Source organism: Nocardia neocaledoniensis (assembly GCF_029868625.1).
Classification (GTDB): Bacteria; Actinomycetota; Actinomycetes; order Mycobacteriales; family Mycobacteriaceae; genus Nocardia; species Nocardia neocaledoniensis_A.
In genome coordinates this window covers 20,507-42,816 of the sequence record NZ_JARWOJ010000345.1, presented here as the reverse complement: position 1 = coordinate 42,816, position 22,310 = coordinate 20,507, and the positions used below count along the sequence as shown (strand labels likewise).

At 70.1% G+C, this 22,310-nt stretch carries 19 protein-coding genes and 2 pseudogenes; 10 read left to right on the top strand and 11 right to left on the bottom strand.

Annotated features, from left to right (window positions below):
- Positions 1–255: pseudogene (locus QH270_RS26985) on the top strand (hypothetical protein); the annotation flags it as partial.
- Positions 256–486: 231 nt separating this feature from the next.
- Here QH270_RS26985 and arc read toward each other — a convergent pair.
- The gene (gene arc / locus QH270_RS26980) at positions 487–2,247 is read right to left on the bottom strand and encodes a proteasome ATPase (protein ID WP_280346864.1); all 1,761 of its coding nucleotides are present in this window, start codon (positions 2,245–2,247) and stop codon (positions 487–489) included.
- Positions 2,248–2,434: 187 nt separating this feature from the next.
- Between arc and QH270_RS26975 the strand changes: the two genes are divergently transcribed.
- Positions 2,435–2,965 (top strand): hypothetical protein, encoded by a 531-nt coding sequence (locus QH270_RS26975; RefSeq protein WP_280346863.1) that lies wholly within the window; start codon positions 2,435–2,437, stop codon positions 2,963–2,965.
- 92 nt (positions 2,966–3,057) lie between these two features.
- Positions 3,058–4,104: pseudogene (locus QH270_RS26970) on the top strand (acyltransferase family protein); the annotation flags it as partial.
- Positions 4,105–4,417: 313 nt separating this feature from the next.
- Here the strand turns inward: QH270_RS26970 and QH270_RS26965 are convergent.
- Both QH270_RS26965 and QH270_RS26960 read right to left on the bottom strand, forming a co-directional pair.
- Positions 4,418–5,251 carry a tRNA (adenine-N1)-methyltransferase gene (locus QH270_RS26965; RefSeq protein ID WP_280216562.1) on the bottom strand — a complete coding sequence of 278 codons (834 nt, stop codon included), beginning with the start codon at positions 5,249–5,251 and terminating at the stop codon, positions 4,418–4,420.
- Between the two features lie 79 nt (positions 5,252–5,330).
- Positions 5,331–6,482, bottom strand: coding sequence for a DUF7373 family lipoprotein (locus tag QH270_RS26960; RefSeq protein WP_280346862.1), 1,152 nt, complete (start codon positions 6,480–6,482; stop codon positions 5,331–5,333).
- A gap of 77 nt (positions 6,483–6,559) precedes the next feature.
- Here QH270_RS26960 and QH270_RS26955 point away from each other — a divergent pair, with 77 nt between their 5' ends.
- Complete coding sequence (locus QH270_RS26955; RefSeq protein ID WP_280346861.1) at positions 6,560–7,456, top strand: RecB family exonuclease; 897 nt, start codon at positions 6,560–6,562, stop codon at positions 7,454–7,456.
- A 139-nt stretch (positions 7,457–7,595) separates the two neighbouring features.
- Here the strand turns inward: QH270_RS26955 and QH270_RS26950 are convergent, their stop codons facing one another.
- The 6 genes from QH270_RS26950 to QH270_RS26925 form a co-directional block, all read right to left on the bottom strand.
- Positions 7,596–8,723: a YeiH family protein gene (locus QH270_RS26950; protein WP_280346860.1), complete on the bottom strand. Its 1,128-nt coding sequence runs from the start codon at positions 8,721–8,723 to the stop codon at positions 7,596–7,598.
- Positions 8,723–8,857, bottom strand: coding sequence for a hypothetical protein (locus tag QH270_RS26945; RefSeq protein ID WP_261774652.1), 135 nt, complete (start codon positions 8,855–8,857; stop codon positions 8,723–8,725). Before QH270_RS26945 ends, QH270_RS26950 begins: the two co-directional genes overlap by 1 nt.
- 179 nt (positions 8,858–9,036) lie before the next feature.
- Complete coding sequence (gene hisG, locus QH270_RS26940) at positions 9,037–9,888, bottom strand: ATP phosphoribosyltransferase (RefSeq protein WP_110041259.1); 852 nt, start codon at positions 9,886–9,888, stop codon at positions 9,037–9,039.
- Between the two features lie 61 nt (positions 9,889–9,949).
- The gene (locus QH270_RS26935) at positions 9,950–10,213 is read right to left on the bottom strand and encodes a phosphoribosyl-ATP diphosphatase (protein ID WP_110041330.1); all 264 of its coding nucleotides are present in this window, start codon (positions 10,211–10,213) and stop codon (positions 9,950–9,952) included.
- Positions 10,214–10,367: 154 nt separating this feature from the next.
- Positions 10,368–11,324, bottom strand: a complete 957-nt coding sequence (locus tag QH270_RS26930) for an electron transfer flavoprotein subunit alpha/FixB family protein (RefSeq protein WP_280346859.1) — start codon at positions 11,322–11,324, stop codon at positions 10,368–10,370.
- Positions 11,325–11,360: 36 nt separating this feature from the next.
- The gene (locus QH270_RS26925) at positions 11,361–12,146 is read right to left on the bottom strand and encodes an electron transfer flavoprotein subunit beta/FixA family protein (RefSeq protein ID WP_280346858.1); all 786 of its coding nucleotides are present in this window, start codon (positions 12,144–12,146) and stop codon (positions 11,361–11,363) included.
- Between the two features lie 184 nt (positions 12,147–12,330).
- Between QH270_RS26925 and QH270_RS26920 the strand changes: the two genes are divergently transcribed.
- The 5 genes from QH270_RS26920 to QH270_RS26900 all read left to right on the top strand — a co-directional run bounded on the left by QH270_RS26920 (position 12,331) and on the right by QH270_RS26900 (position 18,523).
- Positions 12,331–13,119: a class I SAM-dependent methyltransferase gene (locus QH270_RS26920; protein WP_280346857.1), complete on the top strand. Its 789-nt coding sequence runs from the start codon at positions 12,331–12,333 to the stop codon at positions 13,117–13,119.
- Positions 13,116–14,660 carry a glycoside hydrolase family 57 protein gene (locus QH270_RS26915; RefSeq protein WP_280346856.1) on the top strand — a complete coding sequence of 515 codons (1,545 nt, stop codon included), beginning with the start codon at positions 13,116–13,118 and terminating at the stop codon, positions 14,658–14,660. The genes QH270_RS26920 and QH270_RS26915 overlap by 4 nt, the downstream gene beginning before the upstream one ends.
- Before the next feature lie 8 nt (positions 14,661–14,668).
- Positions 14,669–15,922, top strand: a complete 1,254-nt coding sequence (locus QH270_RS26910; protein ID WP_280346855.1) for a glycosyltransferase family 4 protein — start codon at positions 14,669–14,671, stop codon at positions 15,920–15,922.
- A 107-nt stretch (positions 15,923–16,029) separates the two neighbouring features.
- On the top strand, positions 16,030–16,392 hold the full coding sequence (locus QH270_RS26905) for an STAS/SEC14 domain-containing protein (protein ID WP_280346854.1): 363 nt from the start codon (positions 16,030–16,032) through the stop codon (positions 16,390–16,392).
- A gap of 190 nt (positions 16,393–16,582) precedes the next feature.
- Positions 16,583–18,523, top strand: coding sequence for a TerD family protein (locus QH270_RS26900; RefSeq protein WP_280346853.1), 1,941 nt, complete (start codon positions 16,583–16,585; stop codon positions 18,521–18,523).
- Positions 18,524–18,540: 17 nt separating this feature from the next.
- On the opposite strand, the gene QH270_RS26895 is transcribed toward QH270_RS26900, so the two are convergent.
- Positions 18,541–19,806: a putative glycoside hydrolase gene (locus QH270_RS26895; protein ID WP_280346852.1), complete on the bottom strand. Its 1,266-nt coding sequence runs from the start codon at positions 19,804–19,806 to the stop codon at positions 18,541–18,543.
- Between the two features lie 188 nt (positions 19,807–19,994).
- On the opposite strand from QH270_RS26895, the gene QH270_RS26890 reads away from it, so the two are divergent.
- Positions 19,995–20,996: a polysaccharide deacetylase family protein gene (locus QH270_RS26890; protein ID WP_280346851.1), complete on the top strand. Its 1,002-nt coding sequence runs from the start codon at positions 19,995–19,997 to the stop codon at positions 20,994–20,996.
- Here the strand turns inward: QH270_RS26890 and QH270_RS26885 are convergent.
- Complete coding sequence (locus tag QH270_RS26885) at positions 20,990–22,285, bottom strand: PQQ-binding-like beta-propeller repeat protein (RefSeq protein WP_280346850.1); 1,296 nt, start codon at positions 22,283–22,285, stop codon at positions 20,990–20,992. The two genes, QH270_RS26890 and QH270_RS26885, sit on opposite strands and share 7 nt — an antisense overlap.
- Between the last annotated feature and the right edge of the window lie 25 nt (positions 22,286–22,310).

Sequence of the window (22,310 nt, the reverse complement as noted above, 5' to 3'; positions counted from 1 at the left end):
CCGCCCGCTCCCCCGCCACCGGACACCCGGCCCTCCTCCCGGCACCGAACCGCGTGGTCACTCGGCGCGGCGGCATTGGCCGTGGCGCTCACCGCCGGCGCGGTCGTCCTGTTCGCCGACAGGTCGGGCCCCCCCGGTGGCGACCCGACCAGCACCCCGCCCCCCCCCCCCACCCCCCCCCCGCCGGGGGGGGGGGCGGCCCGGGGGTGCGGCCCCCCCGGGCCCCGCGCCGTGCGGTGGATCAGCCCGCGCTGATCGAGCTGAACAGATTCTGGATCGTCTGCAGGATCACTTCGGTCAGGAACTCAGCAGCTGAACCGGCCATGGGGCACACTCCTCGGTTACGCGTCCTCATCAGGTGTGACGAACAAGTGAAGCATGCCCTATTCACTTCGGGTCGCGCGGCGTTTTCGTGAAAAACGCTCACACGGCCCGCTAGGCGGTAAGGCCGCGCCCCCGTGGGAACGCGGCCTCCACTCGATCGTTCTACAGGTACTGACCGGTGTTGGACTCGGTGTCGATCGCGCGGCTCGCCGAGGCGTTCTTGCCCGTGACGAGGGTGCGGATGTAGACGATCCGTTCGCCCTTCTTGCCCGAGATCCGCGCCCAGTCGTCGGGGTTGGTGGTGTTGGGCAGGTCCTCGTTCTCGGCGAACTCGTCGACGATCGAGTCGAACAGGTGCTGTATCCGCAGACCCGGGTTGCCGGTGTCGAGCACGGACTTGATCGCGTACTTCTTCGCCCGGTCCACGATGTTCTGGATCATCGCGCCGGAGTTGAAGTCCTTGAAGTAGAGGACCTCCTTGTCACCGTTGGCGTAGGTGACCTCCAGGAACCGGTTGTCGTCGCTCTCGGCGTACATCCGCTCGACGACCTTCTCGATCATCGCCTCCACGCACGCGGCCTTGTCGCCGTCGAACTCGCGCAGATCGCTCTCGTGCAGCGGCAGCGTCTCGGTGAGGTACTTGGAGAAGATGTCCTGCGCGGACTCCGCGTCCGGCCGCTCGATCTTGATCTTCACGTCCAGGCGGCCGGGCCGCAGGATCGCGGGGTCGATCATGTCCTCGCGGTTGGAGGCACCGATCACGATGACGTTCTCGAGACCCTCCACGCCGTCGATCTCCGAAAGCAGCTGCGGCACAACGGTGGTCTCCACATCGGAGGAGACGCCCGAACCACGGGTGCGGAAGATCGAGTCCATCTCGTCGAAGAACACGATCACCGGGGTGCCCTCGGAGGCCTTCTCCCGCGCCCGCTGGAAGATGATCCGGATGTGGCGTTCGGTCTCGCCGACGAACTTGTTGAGCAGTTCCGGGCCCTTGATGTTGAGGAAGAAGGACTTGGCCTCCTTGGCGTCCTCACCACGGGCTTCGGCGATCTTCTTGGCCAGCGAGTTGGCGACGGCCTTGGCGATCAGGGTCTTACCGCAGCCGGGCGGACCGTAGAGCAGCACACCCTTGGGCGGGCGCAGCGCGTACTCGCGGAACAGATCCTTGTGCAGGAAGGGCAGTTCCACCGCGTCGCGGATCTGCTCGATCTGCCTGCCGAGACCACCGATGTCGGTGTAGTCGACGTCGGGAACCTCTTCCAGGACAAGGTCTTCGACCTCGGCCTTGGGGATGCGCTCGAAGGCGAAGCCGGCTTTGGTGTCGACCAGCAGCGAATCACCCGGCCGCAGACGGCGAATCGGGGCGTCCGGGTCGTCGAGGTCGTCGAACTCGGCCAGCTTGCTCAGCGGGCCGGACAACCACACCACGCGCTCCTCGTCGGCGTGGCCGACCACCAGGGCGCGGCGGTTGTCGTCGAGAATCTCGCGCAGCGTGCCGATTTCACCGATGGCGTCGAAGGTGCCCGCCTCGACGACGGTGAGCGCCTCGTTGAGGCGGACGGTCTGGCCGTACTCGAGCGTGGCGACGTCGATGTTGGGCGAGCAGGTGAGGCGCATCTTGCGACCGGAGGTGAAGACGTCGACCGTCTGGTCCTCGTAGGCGTGGATGACGATGCCGTAACCGCTGGGCGGCTGCCCGAGCCGATCGACTTCCTCCCGCAGGGCGATCAGCTGCTGACGCGCTTCCTTGAGCGTGTCCATCAGCTTGCCGTTGCGGATGGTCAGCGAATCGATCCGTGCTTCCAATTCGCGTGTGCGATCCGGCGAGTCGGCGAGTTGCCTGCGGAGAGCAGCCGCCTCGGCGCGTACCGCCTCGAGCTCTCGCCAGGCCGCCGAATCCGAATTCTCGTTGGGGCTCATGATGCTGCTCCTCCCAGTCCCGGTCTTTCAACGCTACCGGGCGCGGTCCGTTCTCGCTTTCCGACATGGTTTCGTCGTGATCACATCTTGTACGGTCGGTACGACATCAAGCGACGAATACTCGCCTGTTAGGCTCCCCTAACACCCCGACCGGGGCACTCGCCGTCGAACCGAAAGGTTGCTGAGCATGCTCCTTCCTGCCCGCACGATCCGTGTCACCGTCGCTACCGCCGCAGCGGCGCTCGCCGTTACCGTCGGACTGACCGGTTGCGGCGGCTCCGACGATTCCTCGACGAACGCCACCAGCAGCAGTACCAGTATCTCGGCCGCTCCGTCCAGCATTTCGGCAACTCCGGCTCCGTCCGGTGACAACGCCGCCGCCCCCTCCACCGATTCCCTGAAGGCGACGCTGGTGCAGTTCGCCGACCCGGCGCTGTCGACCGACGAGAAGTCGAAGCTGATCGTCAACGGCGAGGCGCGCAAGGCCAACATCGATCAGATGAACGGCATGCTCGCCGGGTACACCCTCTCCTTCGCCGTCGCCAACGTGGTGCCCAGCGGGAACAGCGCCACCGCCGACGTGACCATCACCTCGCCGCACGGCACCGCCCCCGCGTTCCCCGTCACCTGGGAGAACGTGGACGGCACCTGGAAGCTGTCCGACACGAGCGGCTGCCTGCTGCTCGGCTTCGCGCAGGCTCCCTGCACCCCGGCCTGAGGGCCGTCACCGGGCGCCTGAGTAGTTTCCCCGCGCCGGACGCGTAGAACCGCGGTGGGCGCGGGGAGCGAGGGTCTGCGAAGGTCTCCGGTATGAGTGTCGTTCCCGGTGTCGCGGTCGTCGCGGCGAACACCCCCGCCGATCGTGACCGGGTGCTGGATCTGCTGCGGTTGTCCTCGCTCGTGGTCGTCGTGGTCGGCCACTGCCTGATGCTGACGGTGACGGTGCGCGACGGGCAGGCCCATTTCGGCAACGTCCTCGCCGACCTGCCCGTCCTGCAGCCGCTGACCTGGCTGTTGCAGGTGCTGCCACTGTTCTTCTTCGCCGGCGCCGCCGCGGGCGCGCGTGGTCTCGCCGCCGGGACGGCCTGGGGCCCTTGGCTGTTCCGGCGGACCCAGCGGCTGGTCCGTCCGCTGGTGTACTTCCTCGCCGCGTCCACGCTGCTGGTGCTGATCGCCGGCCGGGTGCTGGGACCGGGCTGGGATCGTCCGCTCGCGGTGACGAGCGTGCAGCTGCTGTGGTTCCTCGGCACGTACCTGGTGGTCCTGGCGTGTGTGCCGGCACTCGCCGCCGTCGTCACCGACGGTCGCCGGCTGTTCGCCACCGTCGCGGTCCTCGTCGGGCTGACGGCCGTCGTGGACGCGGTGCGCCTCAACGGTGGCCCGGCCGCGCTCGGATACCTGAATCTGCTCGCCTGGTTGATCCCGGCCGCGCTGGGCATCGGCTATCTGCGCGGAGCGCTCCCCCGCCGGACCGCGGCGGCCGTCGCCGCGACCGTGCTGGTCGCCGACGTGCTGCTGGTGGCGTTCGGCCCCTACGACACGAGCATGGTGACCGTGCCGGGCCAGCGGCTGTCGAATCTGGCGCCGCCGTCGCTGCTGCTGGCCGGGCACGCGGTGATGCTGTGCTGCGCGGCCGTGGCCGCCGCGCCCTGGCTGCGCCGGATCGCCCAGCGACCCCGCGTGTGGTGGGTGACGGTGATCGGCAACACCGGCGCCATGACGCTGTACCTGTGGCACATGCCCGCCCTGCTCACCGTGATCGTGCTCGCGCACCTGGCCGGCGTCGACCGTTCGGGCCCGGCGCATCCCGGGTTCTGGGCGCAGACGGCGGTACAGGTCGGCGCCACCCTCGCGCTGACCTGCGTGCTGTTCCTGGCGCTGCGCGGCCGGGAGAACGCGCCGCTGCGCTGGTGGGACGGCACGGTCGCGCCGGTTCGCGGGGTGCGCTCGGCACTGACCGTGGGCGCGGTGGCCGCGGCGGGGTCGGCGATCCTGCAGGCCACCCGTTTCGGGCTGACCACGGAGGGGTGGCGCTGGTTCGCCGTCGCCGCGGCGGCGCTGGTGGCCGCGCGGCTGCTGACCCGGGCGGGGGGGGGGGGGGGGGGGGGGGGGGGGGGGGCCCCGCGGGGGGGGGGGGGGGGCCCCCCCCCCCCCCCCCCGCTCCGGCCACTCAGCCCTTGGAGGGCCGGCGCTGCGGCTTGGGAGTCACGGTCCCCTCGGCCAGGCGCCGCGCGCTCACCAGGAACGCCGTGTGCCCCTGCATCCGGTGCTCGGGACGCACGGCCAGACCGACCACGTGCCAGCCGCGCACCATCGACTCCCACGAGCGCGGTTCGGTCCAGCACTCCTGCTCGCGCAGCGCCTCGACAACCTTCGACAGCTGGGTGACGGTCGCGACGTAGACGATGAGCACACCGCCGGGCACCAGCGCCTTCGACACCGCGGGCAGCGCGTCCCACGGCGCGAGCATGTCCAGGACCACCCGATCGACCGGGTCGCCCTCGTACTGGGCCACATCGGCCACCGTGAGCGACCAGTTCGACGGGCGCTCGCCGAAGAACGTCTCCACGTTGCGCACCGCGTGCTCGGCGTGGTCGTCGCGGATCTCGTAGGAGATCACCTCGCCCTCGGGCCCGACCGCGCGCAGCAGCGAACAGGTCAGCGCGCCCGAACCGGCGCCGGCCTCGAGCACCCTGGCGCCGGGGAACACGTCACCCTCGTGCACGATCTGCGCGGCGTCCTTGGGGTAGATGACGGCGGCGCCGCGCGGCATCGACAGCACGTAGTCGACCAGCAGCGGCCGCAGCGCCAGGTAGGGGGTGCCGTTGGTGGACTTCACGACGCTGCCCTCGTCGGTGCCGATGAGCTCGTCGTGCTTGATGCCGCCGCGGTGGGTGTGGAATTCCTTCCCTTCCTCCAACACGACCGTGTAGAGGCGCCCCTTGGCATCGGTCAGCTGCACCCGGTCCCCGATGGCGAATGGACCGGTCCGTCTGGCCGTCATGGATCTCCGTTCTTCGAATGGACACTCCAGCCTGCCAGGTGAACCGCGCCCGGCTCCGCACCGGGGTGATCCCCGTCGGCTACCGCGCGGCGGCGAGCACCCGATACTGCTCGCGGGCGTCGCGGTGCGCGGCGTCCTGGGATTTCGCCCACACCTCGCCCACGTACCGTCCGGCGGTCACCACGCAGACCCAGGAGTTCGCGTGTTCCGCGCCGTCGGAGGCGCAGGACGCGCCCGGCACATCGTCCGGAGCGGCGGCCGATGTCTTGTCCCAGGCACGGGCGATCGCGGTCGCGGTGGCCCCGGCGAGCTCGCTCGCCGCGGCGGCGTCGGTCGCGCGGTAGACGGTGCTGCCCTTGATCGCCATGGCGCTCACGCCGAGCCGGGGATACAGCGCCACGGCCGCGGGTTGGTCCTCGGCGAACAGCAGCGCGGCGTGCTGCCGGTAGGCACCGCGGCCACTGCCGTTGTCACCGACCGACAGCTCGTACACGCCGTCCGGATCGTAGGGCAGGCGGGCCAGCTCGGCGGCGGGGGTCGGGGTGAACGAATCCAGCAGCGGCCGTTGGCGTTCCAGCGCGCCCCGGCTGATCGCCGCGAGATCCTCGGCCGAGCCGGTCCGCACCTTGGTGAACACCACGTAGTCGCGCACCGGCGTGAAAGCCATGCCTTCGACCCGGCCCCGGTCGGTCAGCTGGACGAACCGGGTGTCCGGCGCACCGGGCAGGGTCGCCTTCGCCCACTCGACCGTCTGCAGCATGCCTCGGTTCGCGATCGCCACCGCGGCGAACTCGTCGGCCGCCGCGATCGCGGTGTCCGGATCGGGAAAGCGCATGACACCGTGGGTGAGCCACTCGCTCTCGGCCAGTTCCTTGCCGCCGTTGGAGCGCTGGCTGACGAAGCCCGCCAGCAGATCGTGATCCTCGGCGACCGCCCCGAGCGGGTTGTTGTGACCGGTCACGATCGTCAGTCTCGCGGAGGTGAGCACGTCGGAACCGCCGTGCCGGACGAAACGGGGATCGATCGCGGTGGGCAGCGCCAGGACCTCAGCGATCCGCATGCCCTCGGCCAGCTTGCCCGTGCGCAGGGCCTGTCCGGGGTCGCTCGTGGTGGTCGCCGCCGCCGATGTCGTGGTCGGTGCGGGCACCCGCACCGTCTTCCCCGGTTCCTCACACGCACTCAGCACGATCATCGCGGCCGCAGCCGCCCCCACCCGAATCCTTCGACGCATGCGCCGATCCTGGCAGACCGACCGGCCGAGATCGAATCCGGCGAGCGGTGTCGGTGCCTGCCGATACCCTGCGAAGTATGTCAGTGCCTGTGCCCGTCTCCCTCGCCACCGACGAACCGGTCGCGCGGTCGCGTCCGGCGCTGTCGCCTTCGCGGGCAAGCGATTTCAAGCAGTGCCCGTTGAAGTACCGGTTCCGGGCGATCGATCGGATACCCGAGCCGCCGACGCGGGCCGCGGTGCGCGGGACGGTCGTGCACGCGGTGCTCGAGGACCTGTTCGGACTGCCCGCCGAACAGCGCCGTCCCGAACGGGCGGCCGAGCTGGTGCCGGGCGCGTGGGAGCGGGTGCGCGCGGACCGCGACGGACTCGACGAACTGGTGGCCGCGGGCGGTCCGGAGGCGCTGTTCGAGGAGGTTCGCCGCCTGGTCGCGAGCTATTACGAGCTCGAGAATCCGACCGGGTTCGAACCGCACGCGCTGGAGGAGCGGGTCGAGGTCGACCTCGACGGCGCCGTCCCGCTGCGGGGGTTCGTCGACCGCATCGATATCGCGCCCAACGGCCTGCTCCGGGTGGTCGACTACAAGACGGGCCGCTCCCCCGGCCCGCTGCACGAGGCGCGGGCGCTGTTCCAGCTCAAGTTCTACGCGCTGATGATCCTGCGCACCCGCGACATCGTGCCCGCGCAGCTGCGGCTGATCTACCTGGCCGACAAGGTGCTGCTCACCTACACCCCCGAGCGGGCGGAACTGGAACGCTTCGCCCGGATCCTCACCGCGCTGTGGGAGGCCATCCTCGCGGCGGGCCGCACCGGGGACTTCCCCGCCGTGCGCAACACGATGTGCCGGTACTGCGAATTCCAGCACCTGTGCCCGGAATTCGGCGGCACCCCGCCACCGTATCCGGGCTGGCCCCGGGGCGAACCGGCGCCGACCGAGCTGGGCATCCCCGACGTGCGGGCCGACGAGGACGTGTGAGCCCCGGCGCGGTCCCCGGCCACGGCGGTGCGCCACCGGGTGGTCGCTGTGGCGGAACCGCTCACCCGGACGCGGACGCCACGCTCGGCCGCCGACGCGCCCGGCCCAGCGCCGAACCAGTCGCCTCGGCACCGCGGCCTCACACTGTGAAGTCGCGGAACAGCAGCACCGAAAGGCCCAGACCGACAGCGAGATTCACCACCACGGCGGCGCCGAACACCGCGATCGGCCGCCAGCCCGCCTCGCGCAGGCCGCGCAGCGAGAACTCCAGGCCGATCGAGACGAACGCCAGGATCAGGAACCAGGTGCGCAGGTCGTTGATCACCGCGAGGTGCGCGGCACCCGTCTTCTTGTCGACCGACTGCAGGTAGAGGGTGCCGATGACCGAGGCGGCGAGGAAGCCGAGCACGAATTTCGGGAATCTGGACCAGAATTCGCCGAGACTCGGCCGGGCCGCGCCCGGGGTGCGGTCGACGCGGAAGGCGAACCAGGCGGTCAGCGCGATCGCGACGAGCCCGATGAGCGCGTTCTGGGTGGTCTTGACGATGGTGGCGATCTTCAGCGCGTCCTCCCCCGCGAGCGCGCCCGCCGCCGCCACCGCCGCCGTGGTGTCGATGTTGCCGCCGATCCACGCCCCCGCGACCGGCGCCGACAGCCCGAGCACGTCGGCGAGCCAGGGCAGCAGGAAGATCGACGGCAGCGCGAAGATGATCACCAGCGACGCAGCGTAGGCGATCTGCTCCCGGCGCGCCTGCACCGCTCCCGCCGCCGCGATGGCCGCGCTGACGCCGCAGATGGAGACCGCCGAGGACAGCAGCGCGCGCAGCTTGTCGTCGAGCCCGAGCAGACCGCCGAACCACCAGGTGAATCCGAAGACGATCGTGATCAGCGCCAGCGCCTGCACGATCGCCGGCGCGGCGGCCGTCACCAGGATCTTCAGATTGATCGACGCGCCGAGCAGCACCACCCCGGTCTTGATGAAGAACTCGGTCCGGAACCCGGCCGAGAGCCGATCCCGCAGCCCCAGCTTGCCCAGCACGACATTGCCGAGCAGGCCGATCGCGATCGCGTATACCGGGTATTCGACCGTCTTGGCGACCCGCTGGAACGGTGTGCCCTCCGCCCACCGCGGCGCCTGGGTGTCGAAGAAGCGGGTGAGCGCGCCCAGCGCGAGCACCAGCGCGATCCCGGCCACCACATCGGCGGCCGTCGGTTTCGGGTTGGCTTGCAGCGCGGCGGTTTCGGTGGTGGTGCGCGGCTCGCTCATCACGGCACCAGCCATCCGGGAATCGCGCCGACCAGCACCAGGCCGATCAGCGCGAGGCCGACGACGGTCGCCAGCCAGTCCTCGTTCCAGGTGAACGCGCTACCCGGGCGCGGCTCGGGTGGTGTCTGCGACACGGTGACTCCTCGGTTTCCTCATCGAGAAACCGCAAGGTAGCAACGCGCGCCCCGCCCCACACCGATTGCGTTCAGCCTGAGCGGATCTCGTGGATCGCGGCGCCGCGGGCGCGACAATGGCGCACGCACGGCGACGGCCCGGCGAGCGGTCGTGCTCGCCGGGCCGTCAGCGCACCGGATCAGAAGGCGCGGCAGGACCGGATGTCGGTGGCGAGAATCGCCTTGGCGCCGAGGTCGGCGAGCCGGTCCATCAGGTCGTTGCCCTGCTTGCGCGGGACCAGGGCGCGCACCGCGACCCATTCGGGGTCGGTCAGTGGGGACACCGTGGGCGACTCGAGGCCGGGGGTGATGGCGACGGCCTCGTCGAGCAGCGACTTGGGGCAGTCGTAGTCGAGCATCAGGTACTGCTGGGCGAACACCACGCCCTGGATGCGGGCGATGAGCTGATTGCGGGCGCGGTCGTCGCGGTCGGAGCCGGTGCGCTCGATGAGCACGCCCTCCGAGTCGCACAGCGACTCACCGAAGGCGACCAGATTGTGCTGACGCAGGGTGCGACCCGAACCGACGACGTCGGCGATCGCGTCGGCCACGCCGAGCTGGATCGAGATCTCCACGGCGCCGTCGAGCCGGATCACCTCGGCCTCGATCCCGAACCGCGCCAGATCCGCGCGCACCAGATTCGGGTAGGAGGTGGCGATGCGCTTGCCCGCGAGATCCTCGACCTTCCACTCGTCCCCGGCCGGGGCGGCGTAGCGGAACGTCGAGCGGCCGAAGCCGAGCGAGAGCCGCTCGGTCACCGGCGAGCCGGAGTCCAGCGCCAGATCACGGCCGGTGATGCCGAGGTCGAGCTCACCGGAGCCGACGTAGATGGCGATGTCCTTGGGCCGCAGGAAGAAGAACTCGACCTGGTTGACGGGGTCGAGCACGGTGAGCTCGCGAGAATCGGTGCGTTTGCGGTAACCGGCCTCACTCAGGATGGAGACGGCCGATTCCGACAGCGAACCCTTGTTGGGAACAGCGACGCGCAACATGGGAATGGGGACCTTTCGGGGAGAAGCAGTGGGGGTGGACGTCGACGGGACGGATCAGCCGTCACAGATGTCGGTACACGTCCTCGAGCTTCAGCCCGCGACCCACCATCATCACCTGGACCCAGTACAGCAACTGGGAGATCTCCTCGGCGAGGGCTTCGTCGCTCTCGTGCTCGGCGGCCAGCCAGATCTCCCCGGCCTCCTCGAGCACCTTCTTACCCTGGAAATGGACGCCGGCGTCCAGTGCGGCCACGGTGCCCGACCCCTCGGGGCGGGTCTGGGCGCGCTCGGTCAGCTCGGCGAACAGGGATTCGAAGTTCTTCACGATGAGACATTGTTTCACACCGTGTACACCGCTTTTCCCCGGGCCCCCCCCCCCCGGGGGGGCGCCCCCCCCCCCCCCCCCCCCCCCCGCGCGCCCGGCGGCCCCCCGCGGGCCCCCCGGGGGGGGGCCGCCTACGCGTTCGGCGTCGAAACGATCAGCCCTTGTGGGACTTGACCGCCTCGGTCAGCTGGGGCGCGACGTTGAACAGGTCGCCCACGATGCCGTAGTCCGCGATCTCGAAGATCGGGGCCTCTTCGTCCTTGTTGACCGCGACGATGGTCTTCGAGGTCTGCATGCCGGCGCGGTGCTGGATGGCGCCGGAGATGCCGAGGGCGATGTAGAGCTGCGGGGAGACCGTCTTACCGGTCTGACCCACCTGGAACTGGCCCGGGTAGTAGCCCGAGTCGACAGCGGCACGCGAGGCGCCGACGGCGGCACCGAGCGAGTCGGCCAGCGCCTCGACGACCGCGAAGTTGTCGGCGGAACCGACACCGCGACCACCGGAGACGACGATGCCGGCCTCGGTGAGCTCCGGACGGTCACCGGCGACGATCGGCTCGCGCGAGACGACCTTGACGACGCCCTCTTCCTGCGCGGGCACAGCCACGGTGACCTGCTCGCCGGCACCGGCCTGCGCGGCGGCCTCGATGGCGCCGGGGCGGATCGAGATCACCGGCACGTCGCCGGTGGCCTTGGCGTCGACGGTGAACGCGCCACCGAAGATGGAGTGCACGGCCGAGCCGTCGGCGTTGACGCCGATGACGTCGACGAGCAGACCGGAGCCGATGCGCGCGGCGAGGCGGCCCGACACCTCCTTGCCCTCGGCGGTGGCGGCGACCAGCACGGCGGCGGGCGAGGCGGACTCGACCAGACCGGCGAGCACGTCGACCTTCGGGGTGACCAGGAAGCCGTCGACGTCGTCGGACTCGGCGACGTAGATCTTCTCGGCGCCCGCGGCGGCCAGCGCGGAGGCCAGCTTCTCGGCGGTACCGGCCGGGCCGGTGACGACGGCGGCGGGCTCGCCCAGGGCGCGGGCGGCGGTGAGCAGTTCGGTGCTGACCTTCTTCACGGCACCGTCGGCGTGCTCGACGAGCACAAGTACTTCAGCCATTGTTCTTTCTCCTTGGGGAAGTCTCGGACGGCCGGATCAGATGATCTTCTGACCGATGAGGTAGGACGCGATCTGGTTGCCGCCCTCGCCCTCGTCCGCGATCTTCTCGCCCGCGGTGCGCGGCGGCTTCGGGGTGGAACCGGTGACCTGGGTGCCCGCGTTGGCGACACCGACGGTCGACGGGTCGATGCCCAGATCGGCCAGCGTGAAGACGGTGACTTCCTTCTTCTTCGCGGCCATGATGCCCTTGAAGGACGGGAAGCGCGGCTCGTTGATCTTCTCGGTGACCGAGACGATCGCGGGCAGCGAGGCCTCGAGCTTGAAGACGCCCTCGTCGGTCTCGCGCTCGCCGGTGATCTTGTCGCCGTCGACGGTCAGCTTGCGCAGGTGCGTCAGCTGCGGGATGCCCAGGTACTCGGCGATGATCGCGGGCACGGCACCGGCGCGACCGTCGGTGGCCTCGTTACCGGCGATGACCAGCTCGACACCCTCGACCTGGCCGAGCGCGCCGGCCAGCACCCACGCGGTCTGCACGGCGTCGGAGCCGTGGATCGCCGGGTCGTTGATGTGGATGGCCTTGTCGGCGCCCATGGACAGCGCCTTGCGGATGGCCTCGGTGGCGCGATCCGGACCGGCGGCCAGCACGGTGACCTCGCCGCCCTGCGCCTCCTTGATCAGCAGCGCCTCCTCGACGGCGCGCTCGTTGATCTCGTCGAGGACGGCGTCGGCAGCCTCGCGGTCGAGGGTGAAGTCACCATCGGTGAGCTTGCGCTCGGACCAGGTGTCGGGGACCTGCTTGATGAGTACGACGATGTTCGGCATCGGTCTTCGTCGACCTCCTTCTGGGGACACGTGTGTGGTGGCCGCACGAGCTGGGCCGTACGTCCGGGTGAGAAAACTGCTCAGGGCGGAACACTACCCTACGCTAAGTTACTCGTGGGTAACCTACATGACAAGGGCATCCCTGACTCCTGGGCGAACCGGCGGTACCAGTAACGTCGGAGCCATGAGCGAGGCTGTGATCCCTGCCGCACCCGTGGCCGCCACACATGAACCACTGCCGTTGACCGGCGAGCGGACCGTGCCCGGCATCGCCGAGGAGAACTACTGGTTCCGTCGGCACGAGATCGCCTATGCCCGCCTGCTCGATCGCTGCACCGGCAAGACCGTGCTCGAGGCAGGCTCGGGCGAGGGCTACGGCGCCGACATGATCGCCGGGGTCGCCGCGCGCGTCGTCGGCGTGGACTACGACGAGAGCGCCGTCGCGCACGTGCGCGCGCGCTACCCGCGGGTGGAGATGATCCAGGGCAATCTGGCCGCGCTGCCACTCGACGACGACTCGGTCGACGTCGTGGTGAATTTCCAAGTGATCGAACACCTTTGGGATCAGGCGCAGTTCCTCCGCGAGTGCCTGCGCGTGCTGCGCCCCGGCGGCCTGCTGCTGATCAGCACCCCCAACCGGATCACCTTCTCCCCCGGCCGCGACACCCCGCTCAACCCGTTCCACACACGCGAGCTCAACGCCGCCGAACTGACCGAGCTGCTGGTCGAGGCGGGCTTCACCGTCGAGGAGATGCTCGGCGTGCACCACGGGGCGAGCCTGAAAGCACTGGACGCCAAGCACGGTGGGTCCTTCATCGACGCCCAGATCGAGCGCGCGCTGGCCGGTGAGCCGTGGCCCGCCGACCTGACCGCCGACGTCGCCGCCGTGACCATCGACGATTTCGACCTGCGCGAAGGCGATATCGACGCGAGCCTGGACCTGGTCGCGATCGCGCAGAAGGCACGGCGTTGACAGATTCCCGCTCCGCCCGGTCCGGCGCCGTGCCGGGCCAGTTCACGCTCGTCCTGCACTCCCACCTGCCCTGGCTGGCCCACCACGGGCGCTGGCCGGTCGGCGAGGAATGGCTCTACCAGTCCTGGGCCGCGTCCTACCTGCCCGTGGTCCGGGTGCTGAAAAACCTTGCGGCCGAGGGTCGTACGCATCTGCTGAGCCTGGGCATCACGCCCGTGCTCGCCGCCCAGCTCGACGACCCGCACTGCCTGGCCGGTATGCACCACTGGCTGGGCAACTGGCAGCTGCGCGCCGACGAGGCGTCGATGTCGGGCAACGTCGCCCTCGGCCGCCACGAACACCGGCTCGCCGCAACGGCTTCGGCCGAATTCGAACGCGACTGGCGACACGGCGGCTCGCCGGTGTGGCGCTCGCTCATCGACGCCGACGCGATCGAGCTGCTCGGCGGCCCGCTGGCGCATCCGTTCCAGCCCCTGCTGGACGAGCGGCTGCGCCGATTCCAGCTCACCGAGGGCCTGGCCGACGCGCGGCAGCGCTGGGGCACCACCCCCACCGGCATCTGGGCGCCGGAGTGCGGTTACACCCCCGGCATGGAGCGCGGCTACGACGACGCGGGTGTGACGCATTTCATGGTCGACGGCCCGTCGCTGCGCGGCGACACCACCCTCGGCAGGCCGGTGCGCGACTCCGAGGTGCTCGCGTTCGGCCGCGATCTCCAGGTGAGCTACCGGGTCTGGTCACCGAAACAGGGGTACCCGGGACAGAGCGCCTACCGTGATTTCCATCACTACGATCACGCGACCGGTCTCAAACCGTCGCGGGTGACCGGCAAAACCGTGGCCGGTCCTGACAAGGCCCCTTACGATCCCGAGCTCGCCGCCACCGCGATCACCCGCGACGTCGCCGACTTCGTCGAGACCGTGCGCGCCCGACTCATCGAGGAGTCCGCGCGGATCGGGCGCCCCGCCCTCGTGGTGGCCGCCTTCGACACCGAACTCTTCGGGCACTGGTGGCACGAGGGTCCCGAATGGCTCGAGCAGGTGCTGCGCGCGCTGCCCGAGGCGGGGGTGAACGTCGGCACCCTCGCCGATGCCCGCGACAACGGGTACGTGGGCGAACCCGTGCAGCTCAACGACTCGTCGTGGGGTTCGGGCAAGGACTGGCGGGTGTGGGCGGGCGACCAGGTCGCCGATCTCGTCGAGCTCAACGCCGACGTCGTCCGGCTGGCGCTGGACACCCTCGACAAGGTGCGCCGCGACGGTTCGCTGCGCGATCCGGTGGCCGATCAATTGCTGCGCGAGGCGATCCTGACCGTCTCCAGCGACTGGGCGTTCATGGTCAGCAAGGACTCCGCCGCCGGGTACGCCCGCGACCGCGCGCACGAGCACGCGCACGCCGTACGCGAACTCGCCGAGGCCATCGGGGCCGGACAGTTCGCCAAAGCGACCCGTCTCGCGGCAGGATGGAGCCTGGCCGACGGATTCTTCCCTGGTCTGGACGCGCGGCGGTTGCCGACCGCTGTCCCGTCGGCCGCCCCTTAAGGATTCGCATGAAGATTTTGATGGTGTCGTGGGAGTACCCGCCGGTCGTGGTCGGCGGGCTCGGTCGGCACGTGCACCACCTGGCCGTGGAACTGGCCGCGGCCGGGCACGAGGTGGTCGTGCTGGCGCGCAGGCCAACGGGCACCGATTCGCTCACCCATCCCACGCACTCCTATGTCGCCGACGGCGTGCTCGTCGTCGCCGTGGCCGAGGACCCGCCTTGCTTCGACTTCGGCGAGGACATGCTCGCCTGGACCCTGGCGATGGGGCACGCCATGGTCAGGGCCGGTGTCGCGCTGGGCAAGCCGGGGGTCGGCGAGGGCTGGACGCCGGATGTGGTGCACGCGCACGACTGGCTCGTCGCGCATCCGTCGATCGCGCTGGCCGAGTTCTACGACGTGCCGCTGGTGGCGACCATCCACGCCACCGAGGCGGGCAGGCACAGCGGCTGGGTGTCGGGGCGGGTCAACAAGCAGGTCCACTCGGTGGAGTGGTGGCTGTGCAACGAGGCCGACCAGCTCATCACCTGCTCGACCTCGATGCAGGACGAGGTGGAACGCCTCTACGGGCCCGAGCTCTCGCCGATCACGGTGATCCGCAACGGGATCGACGTCGGCGCGTGGACCTTCCGGCCGCGCGCGCCGCGCAGCGGGCCGCCCAAGCTGCTGTACGTGGGGCGGCTCGAATACGAGAAGGGCGTGCAGGACGCGATCGCGGCGCTGCCCCGCATCCGCCGCGCGCATCCCGGCACCACCCTGACCGTGGCCGGTGTCGGCACCCAGTTCGAGTGGCTGCGTGAGCGGGCTCGGGTGCACCGGGTCGCCAGAGCGGTGAACTTCGTCGGCAGCCTCGGTCACGCCGAACTGCTCGGCTGGTTGCACGGCGCCGACGCGATCGTCCTGCCGAGCCGCTACGAGCCGTTCGGGATCGTCGCGCTCGAGGCCGCGGCCGCCGGTGTGCCGCTCATCGCCTCCACCGCGGGTGGTCTCGGCGAGGCCGTCATCGACGGTGTCACCGGCGCGTCCTTCGAACCCGCCGACATCGACGGACTCGTCGACGCGGCCCGCGCCGTCCTCGACGATCCGGCCACCGCCCAGGACCGCGCCTACAACGCCCGCGAGCGCCTCACCGCCGACTTCGCCTGGGACGTGGTCGCCGCCGAGACCGCCCAGGTGTATTCGGCCGCCAAGCGCCGCGTCCGCACCTCCCTCGGCCGCCCCGACATCGTCGAACGCCCGCTGCCGGAGCGCGATCCGAAGTAGTACCGGACTCGGCGGGCGTGCCGATCTCACCCGCAACGCATGACGCCGCGCCGTCGGTCCGGCTCTACCGTCCCAGGTGTCGACCACCAGGACGAAGGAGCCGTGTCATGCCCTTGCAGCCGATTCCCGACCTACCCGCCGCGACGATCGGCTTCCGCGCGTCCGGCACCGTCACCGCCGAGGACTACACCACCCACCTGGATCCGGCGATCGAGTCGGCGCTCCGGCACCAACAGCCGATCAACGTCGTCTACGTCCTCGGCCCCGACTTCGACCGCTACTCCCTCGACGCCATGTGGCAGGACCTGAAACTCATCGAGGTCCCCCGCAGCGCCTGGGGCCGCATCGCCCTGGTCACCGACCACAAAACCCTCGCCGAAGCCATCCACCTCTTCGCCTTCCTCCTCCCCGCCGAAATCCGCGTCTTCCCCGTCGCCGCCGAACCCGACGCCATCGCCTGGGTGGCGTGAAACCGGCTGCTCAGCAGCAGGTAGTCACGTATTCTCGCGCCCAAACGTGAGATGTGTAACACCACCGCCGCAGCCGCCGACATTCCTCGGCATCGCCGGTGAATCGCGATGTGCGGCAAGGGGGTCAGCGAGCGGGTCGGCTGCATCAGCCTTGCGGGTCGTGCCGAGCCTCGAAGGGTGAGCTGCTGCTGTGTCGTCTCCGCTGTTGTCCAAGGGCCAGAACATCGCGTTGCCGGAGGATGTCGACCGCGTCGACATCGTGATCGGCTGGCCGGAGCCCGCCGTCGAGGTGGATGCCTCGGCACTGCTCCTCGGTGCCGATCGCCGGGTCGGATCCGATGCCGACTTCGTGTTCTACAACCAGCCCGAATCCCAGGACGGGTCCGTGCGCTTCCTCGGCACCAGCGCCACCGAGGAGGGCATGCAAGCCAAGATGACGATCGATCTCGGCGCGGTGCCTGCGCACGTCCACACGGTGGCACTGGCGGGCAGCGTCGGCACAGGAACCTTCGGCGACCTCGGCAAACTGGCATTTCACGTGATCGACCCAGCAGGACAGTCGCTGGCCGAATACCTGACGGCCGACGCGGACACCGAGTCCGCGTTCGTGTTCGGCGAGGTCTACCGACGCGACGGGGTGTGGAAGATCCGCGCCGTCGGGCAAGGCTGGGATTCGGGCTTGAGTGGCCTCGCGACCGACTTCGGCGTGGCGATCGACGATGAACCTGCGTCGGCCGCCGCGGCGCCTGAACCCGCCACGCCGGAAACTGCTCCGGAGCCCACACCGGCGCGTACCAGTGGCGTCCGCACCGCGAAACGGCCGGTACGCAAGGCGAAGCCGATCGAGTTCCGCCAAGCCGAGTCGGAAGCTTGGCAACCGGCCCGGTTGTTCTCGATCGTCGGGGTCGGCTCGGGCGAGGAACAGGAGCGCCGCACCACATCGGCGCTCATCGCGACCATGCAGGCGGTGCGGCCGTTCGCCCGTGCTGTCTGCGCTCGGATGGGCGCGCCCGCAGGCGCTTTCGAGGGCTACCTCGAAGTCCAGTACGAGGCGGGCGATTCGAAGGTGATTCCCGACGCCGTCCTCAAGGTGGTTCGTGGCAGCAAGCAGTGGACCGGATTGCTCGAGGTCAAGACCGGCAACGGGCGGCTGCGCAAGGACCAGCTGGAGAGTTACCTCGATGTCGCGCGCCGGAAGAAATATGACGTAGTCGTCAGCCTGTCCAACGACATTCCCGCCGGTCCCGGCGAGCTGCCGGTGCAGGTCGATCGCCGAAAACTGACGAAAGTGGCGCTGCGGCATCTGTCCTGGGCCGAAGTCGCCCACGAGGCCAGGATGCTGCTGTCGCACGGCGGTATCGAGGACCCGTTGCAATCCTGGATCCTCGCCGAATTCTTGCGCTTCCTCGACCATCCACGTTCGGGCGCCGCGGAATTCGTCGACATGGGCAGGCACTGGGTCACCGTCAGGGACGCGGTCACCACCGGCACGCTGCGGGCGGGCGATCAGAAGGCGCTCACGGTGGCCGACACCTGGGTGTCGTTGAGCAGGCATCTCGCTCTGCGACTGACAGCGGAGTTGGGCGTCGAGGTCAAGCATGTGCTCGCCCGCAAACACCGGACCGACCCGGCCGCCCGCGCCACCGCCGTCGCCGAGCGACTGGCCACCGACGGCTCGTTCGAGGCGGTGTTGCGAATCCCCGACACCGCAGGTGATCTCACCGTCACCGCCGACATCCGTACCGGAAAAGTACGCTGCCGCACCACGATCGCCGCGCCCGACGAAGGCACCGCCTTGCGGCGCGTCGCCTGGCTGACCAAGCAGCTCACCGAGGCGCCCGGCAATCTCCAGATCGAGGCGGTGTTCACCGAACGGGGCGCGGAGACCTGCGAGTTCCTCGAAACCGTCCGCGCGACCCCGAAATCGCTCACCGAAGGGCGGCCCGGCTCGATCGTCTCGTTCACCCTCGAACAGACCTTCCCGATGGGCAACAAACGCTCCGGCACCGCCGCCAGCTTCATCACCAGCGTGACCTCGGCGACCGATTCGTTCTACGGCTCCGTCGTCCAACCACTGCGCGAATGGGTCCCCGCCGCGCCGATCCAGACCGAGGTCGCCGCCACCGACTGAGACGCCGACGACGCAGCTCAGGCCGGGGGGATGCCGTCGGCGTGGTAGCGGGTGGCGGCGTTCCAGAGGAAGAAGCTGTCTATGCCCGCGGCTCGGGTGGCGTCGATCTGGGCGCGGACCTCGGTGTCGCCGTAGGGGACGCCGAGGGTGAAGTCCTGGAGCCAGGGGATCACCTTCGCGCCGGTGCCCGCGGTGGTGGTCTGGAAGTCGCGGAGGGAGGCGAGGGTGATGTCGTAGGGCTGGGCGTTGGGGTTCGCGACGCCGTATTCGCCGGGGTTCCAGTGCGAGGGGTAGACCATGGGGGCCACGTAGTCGACGTGGCGGGCGATGCGGGGGATGTCCTGGGCGATCTGGTCGGGGCGGGTGGCGGCGATGCCGTAGACCGCGGCGCTCAGGTGCGCGCCCGCGGCGTGGACCGGGTAGCGGCTCTCGGCCACGAAGCCCGCCACCGCGTCGGTGGGCGTCTCGGTGAGGCCGGCGAAACGCATGCTGGGCAGACTGCCGTCGGGGCGGCGCACGTAGTCGTACATGATGCCGTCGAAACCGAGCCGGGCTGCTTCCACCGCGAGATCGATGTTGTAGCGGCGCACCTCGGGATGGGCGACATTGGTGAAGGCGATCGGGCCGTAGTGGCTGGAATAGGGCTGGCCGGAGGGATTCTGGACGACCCAGTCCGGCCTGCCACTGTGCCACGCCCACGCGGCAACGGTCGGGTCGCGGAACGCGACGATGCGTCCCACCACCCGCACGCCGAGCTCGTGCAGCTGACGTAAGGCGGCCGGCGCGTCGTAAATGGCCGCGACAGCGCCGGATTCGCGAGCAAGCGGCACCTGCGAGTCGTACCCGACCACGCCGTCCTCGTCCTTGATGTCGAGCTGCACGGTATCGACGCGTCCCGCGCGCGCCATGGCGAGCACCGCCTCCCGCAGCCCTTCGTGCGACCAGGCGTGCGCGGTGACGTGCACGGCGCGCACCCGCGGCAGCGCGAAGGCCGTGACCGCGATCGCGCTGCTGCGATTGCCCGCCGCGTCGACCGCGACGACCTCGACAGCGGGCGCCCACGGCACCGAGAGTTCGAAGGTCCCGTCCGCGGCGGGCGCCACCGCGTCGGCGCCGATGGACACGCGCACCGCGTCGATCGCCGTGCCCCGCACCACGATCGGCGCCCGATAGGACGACACCGGCTCCGGCGCGCGCACCCGCAGCGCCGGTGGCGTGGTGTCGGCGGCCGACTCGCTCCCGGATCTGGTCAACGCGAATCCGGCCAGCAGCGCGATGATCACGGCAGCGAGGACAGCGCCCCCGCCGATCGTCGCCCACCGCTTCCGATCCCTCGCCCAGATTCGCAATCCCAACGCCCACACCAACTTTCACTACGGTTCGCCAGGCCACTATGGCGCAGTCGTGTCCGGGGTCCACCGGTTATCGCAAGATCGAGGGAAAACCTCTGCCGCCGCGTAACATTGCCGCGATGACGGGCGGTTCGACGGCGATATCCCGGCTCTTCGGCGCGGTCCTGCTCGCCCTGACTCTCACCGCGTGCGCGGCCGAGGCTCCGCCGCCGGTCGTCGAGTCACCACCGGCTCCCGCGCCGAGCAGACCACCGGATCCGGCCGGGATCGCCGCCAACGAACTGGGTTTCGTCCCGATCCTGATGTATCACCAGATCACGCCGGACCCGGCGGGCGAATACGACCAGACCCCGGCGGAGTTCCGCGAGGAACTGGAGCGGCTGTATCGCGAGGGCTATCGCCCGGTGACCGTCGCGCAGTACATCTCCGGCGAGCTCGACCTGCCGGCGGGCACGCACCCGGTGGTGCTCACCTTCGACGATTCCACCAGCAGTCAGCTCGCGTTCACCGCCGTGGGCGCGCCGGCCCCGGACAGCGCGGCGGGCGTACTCGCCGAATTCGGCACGCGTCACCCGGATTTCCGGCCGGTCGCCACCTTCTACGTCAACAACGAGCCCTTCGGCGGTGACCCGCGCGCACTCCCCTGGCTGGCGGCCAACGGCCACGAGATCGGCGCGCACACCGCCGAGCACGCGAACCTCGCGAACCTGGATACCGAGGCCGTGCAACGCCAGCTGGTGCTGAACGTGCGGGCAGTCACCGCGGCGGCGCCCGGAGTCACGGTGCGCACCATGGCATTACCGCTCGGCATCGCGCCCCGCGAGCGAGACCTGGCCCGTGCCGGCAGCTGGGACGGCACCGGCTACCGCTTCGACGCGGTCATGCTGGTGGGCGCCGAGCCCGCGCCCACACCCTACGGCGCCGTCGATCCCGGCGGAATACCGCGAATCCGGTCGGGCCGGGGCACCGTCCCCTTCGACTCGGCACACTGGCTCGACTGGCTGGCCGCGCACCCGGATCAGCGCTACACCGCCGACGGCGACCCCGCGCGCATCTCGTTCCCCCGGCAGCTCGCCGCCGAGGTCGACGCACGCTGGTCGGACCGGGCCAACCCCTACTGAGCGTCCGGTTGGAACGTGAAGATCTCGCCGAGCCGGGTCGCGACGACGACCTCGCCCTCCGGCCCGATCGATGTGCCGGTGGTGGTTCCGGTCGCGCCGGGCAGGACATCGGAGTCGACGGTGTTGCCGGTGGTGGTGTCGAAGGTGATGAGGTTGAGCCCGGCGCCGATGGCCGCGACGGTGTACCCGATGTCGCCCGCGGCCTGGGCGGGGGTGCCGCGCAGGGCCAGGTCCTTGCGCTCCCAGGCCGGCTCGACGCGATCACCGCGGTCGTGCACCGCCATCAGATAGCCGTCGTCGCCGGCGGGAATGATCAGGTCGTCGACCACCGAGATCCCGCCGCTGGGGGTCCAGCCGAGCGCGTGGGTCCAGCGGGTGCTGCCGTCCTCGGTGTTCACCGCGATCAGGCGGCCGCTGTTGTCGCCGACGTAGACGGTCGCGCCGTCGGCGGACAGCGTGGGGCTGGTGGCGCTGCCGCCGGTCAGCATGTCGGCGCTCCACACCTGCGTGACCCTGCCGTCGGCGTAGCGCAGGGCGCGCAGCGCGGCGACCGCCTTGCCCGGCTCCCACACGGTCACGAAGAAGCGGCCCGATTCCGGGTCGACGGCGGTGGTGTTGGCGACAGCGCAGCGCGGGCCGCCGGTGCGGCAGTCGTCGAGACCGTCGCCGGAGGCGGGGCGGGTGAGCCCGGGGTACTGCAGGAAGTCGGGCTCGCCCAGCAATTGCAGGGTGGGGACCTCGCGCCCGCCGGTCTGCCTGCTGAGCACGTCCACCTGGCCGGACTGGGTGATGGTGAGCAGCTTGCCGTCGCCGGTGAACTGGATCGCCACCGGCACCCCGGCGACCGGCGTGCGCCAGCGCGGCTGACCGAGGTAGTTGAAGGAGTTCACCGCGCCGTCGTCACCGGCGTAGACGTTGTTGGTGCCGTCGACGACGTTCGGCGCCTCGATGGTGGACGGCCCCAGCGGGTTGCAGAACCGCTTGCGTCCGGTGTGCATCTGGAAGGAGAAGATCGCGCAGTTGCCGGTGCTCGTGGTCACGAACATCTGGCCTTCGGGGCCGATCGTCAGCGGCTGGGCGATGGGGCCGCCCACCGGCCGTGACCAGCTCAGCGTCACCGACTCGGCGCCGGTCACGGGGCTGGCGCCGCCGTTGCGGCCGTCGTGATGCGCTGCGGGCCAGCCCAATCCGGTGCCGACGGTGATGTCGTCGACATAGGTGCCGCAACCGGTCAGCGCCACCACACCGGCGGCAGCGAACGCGACCGCGACACGAGTCCGAGTTCGCACCTGCTGTTCTCCCTGTGATGTTCGA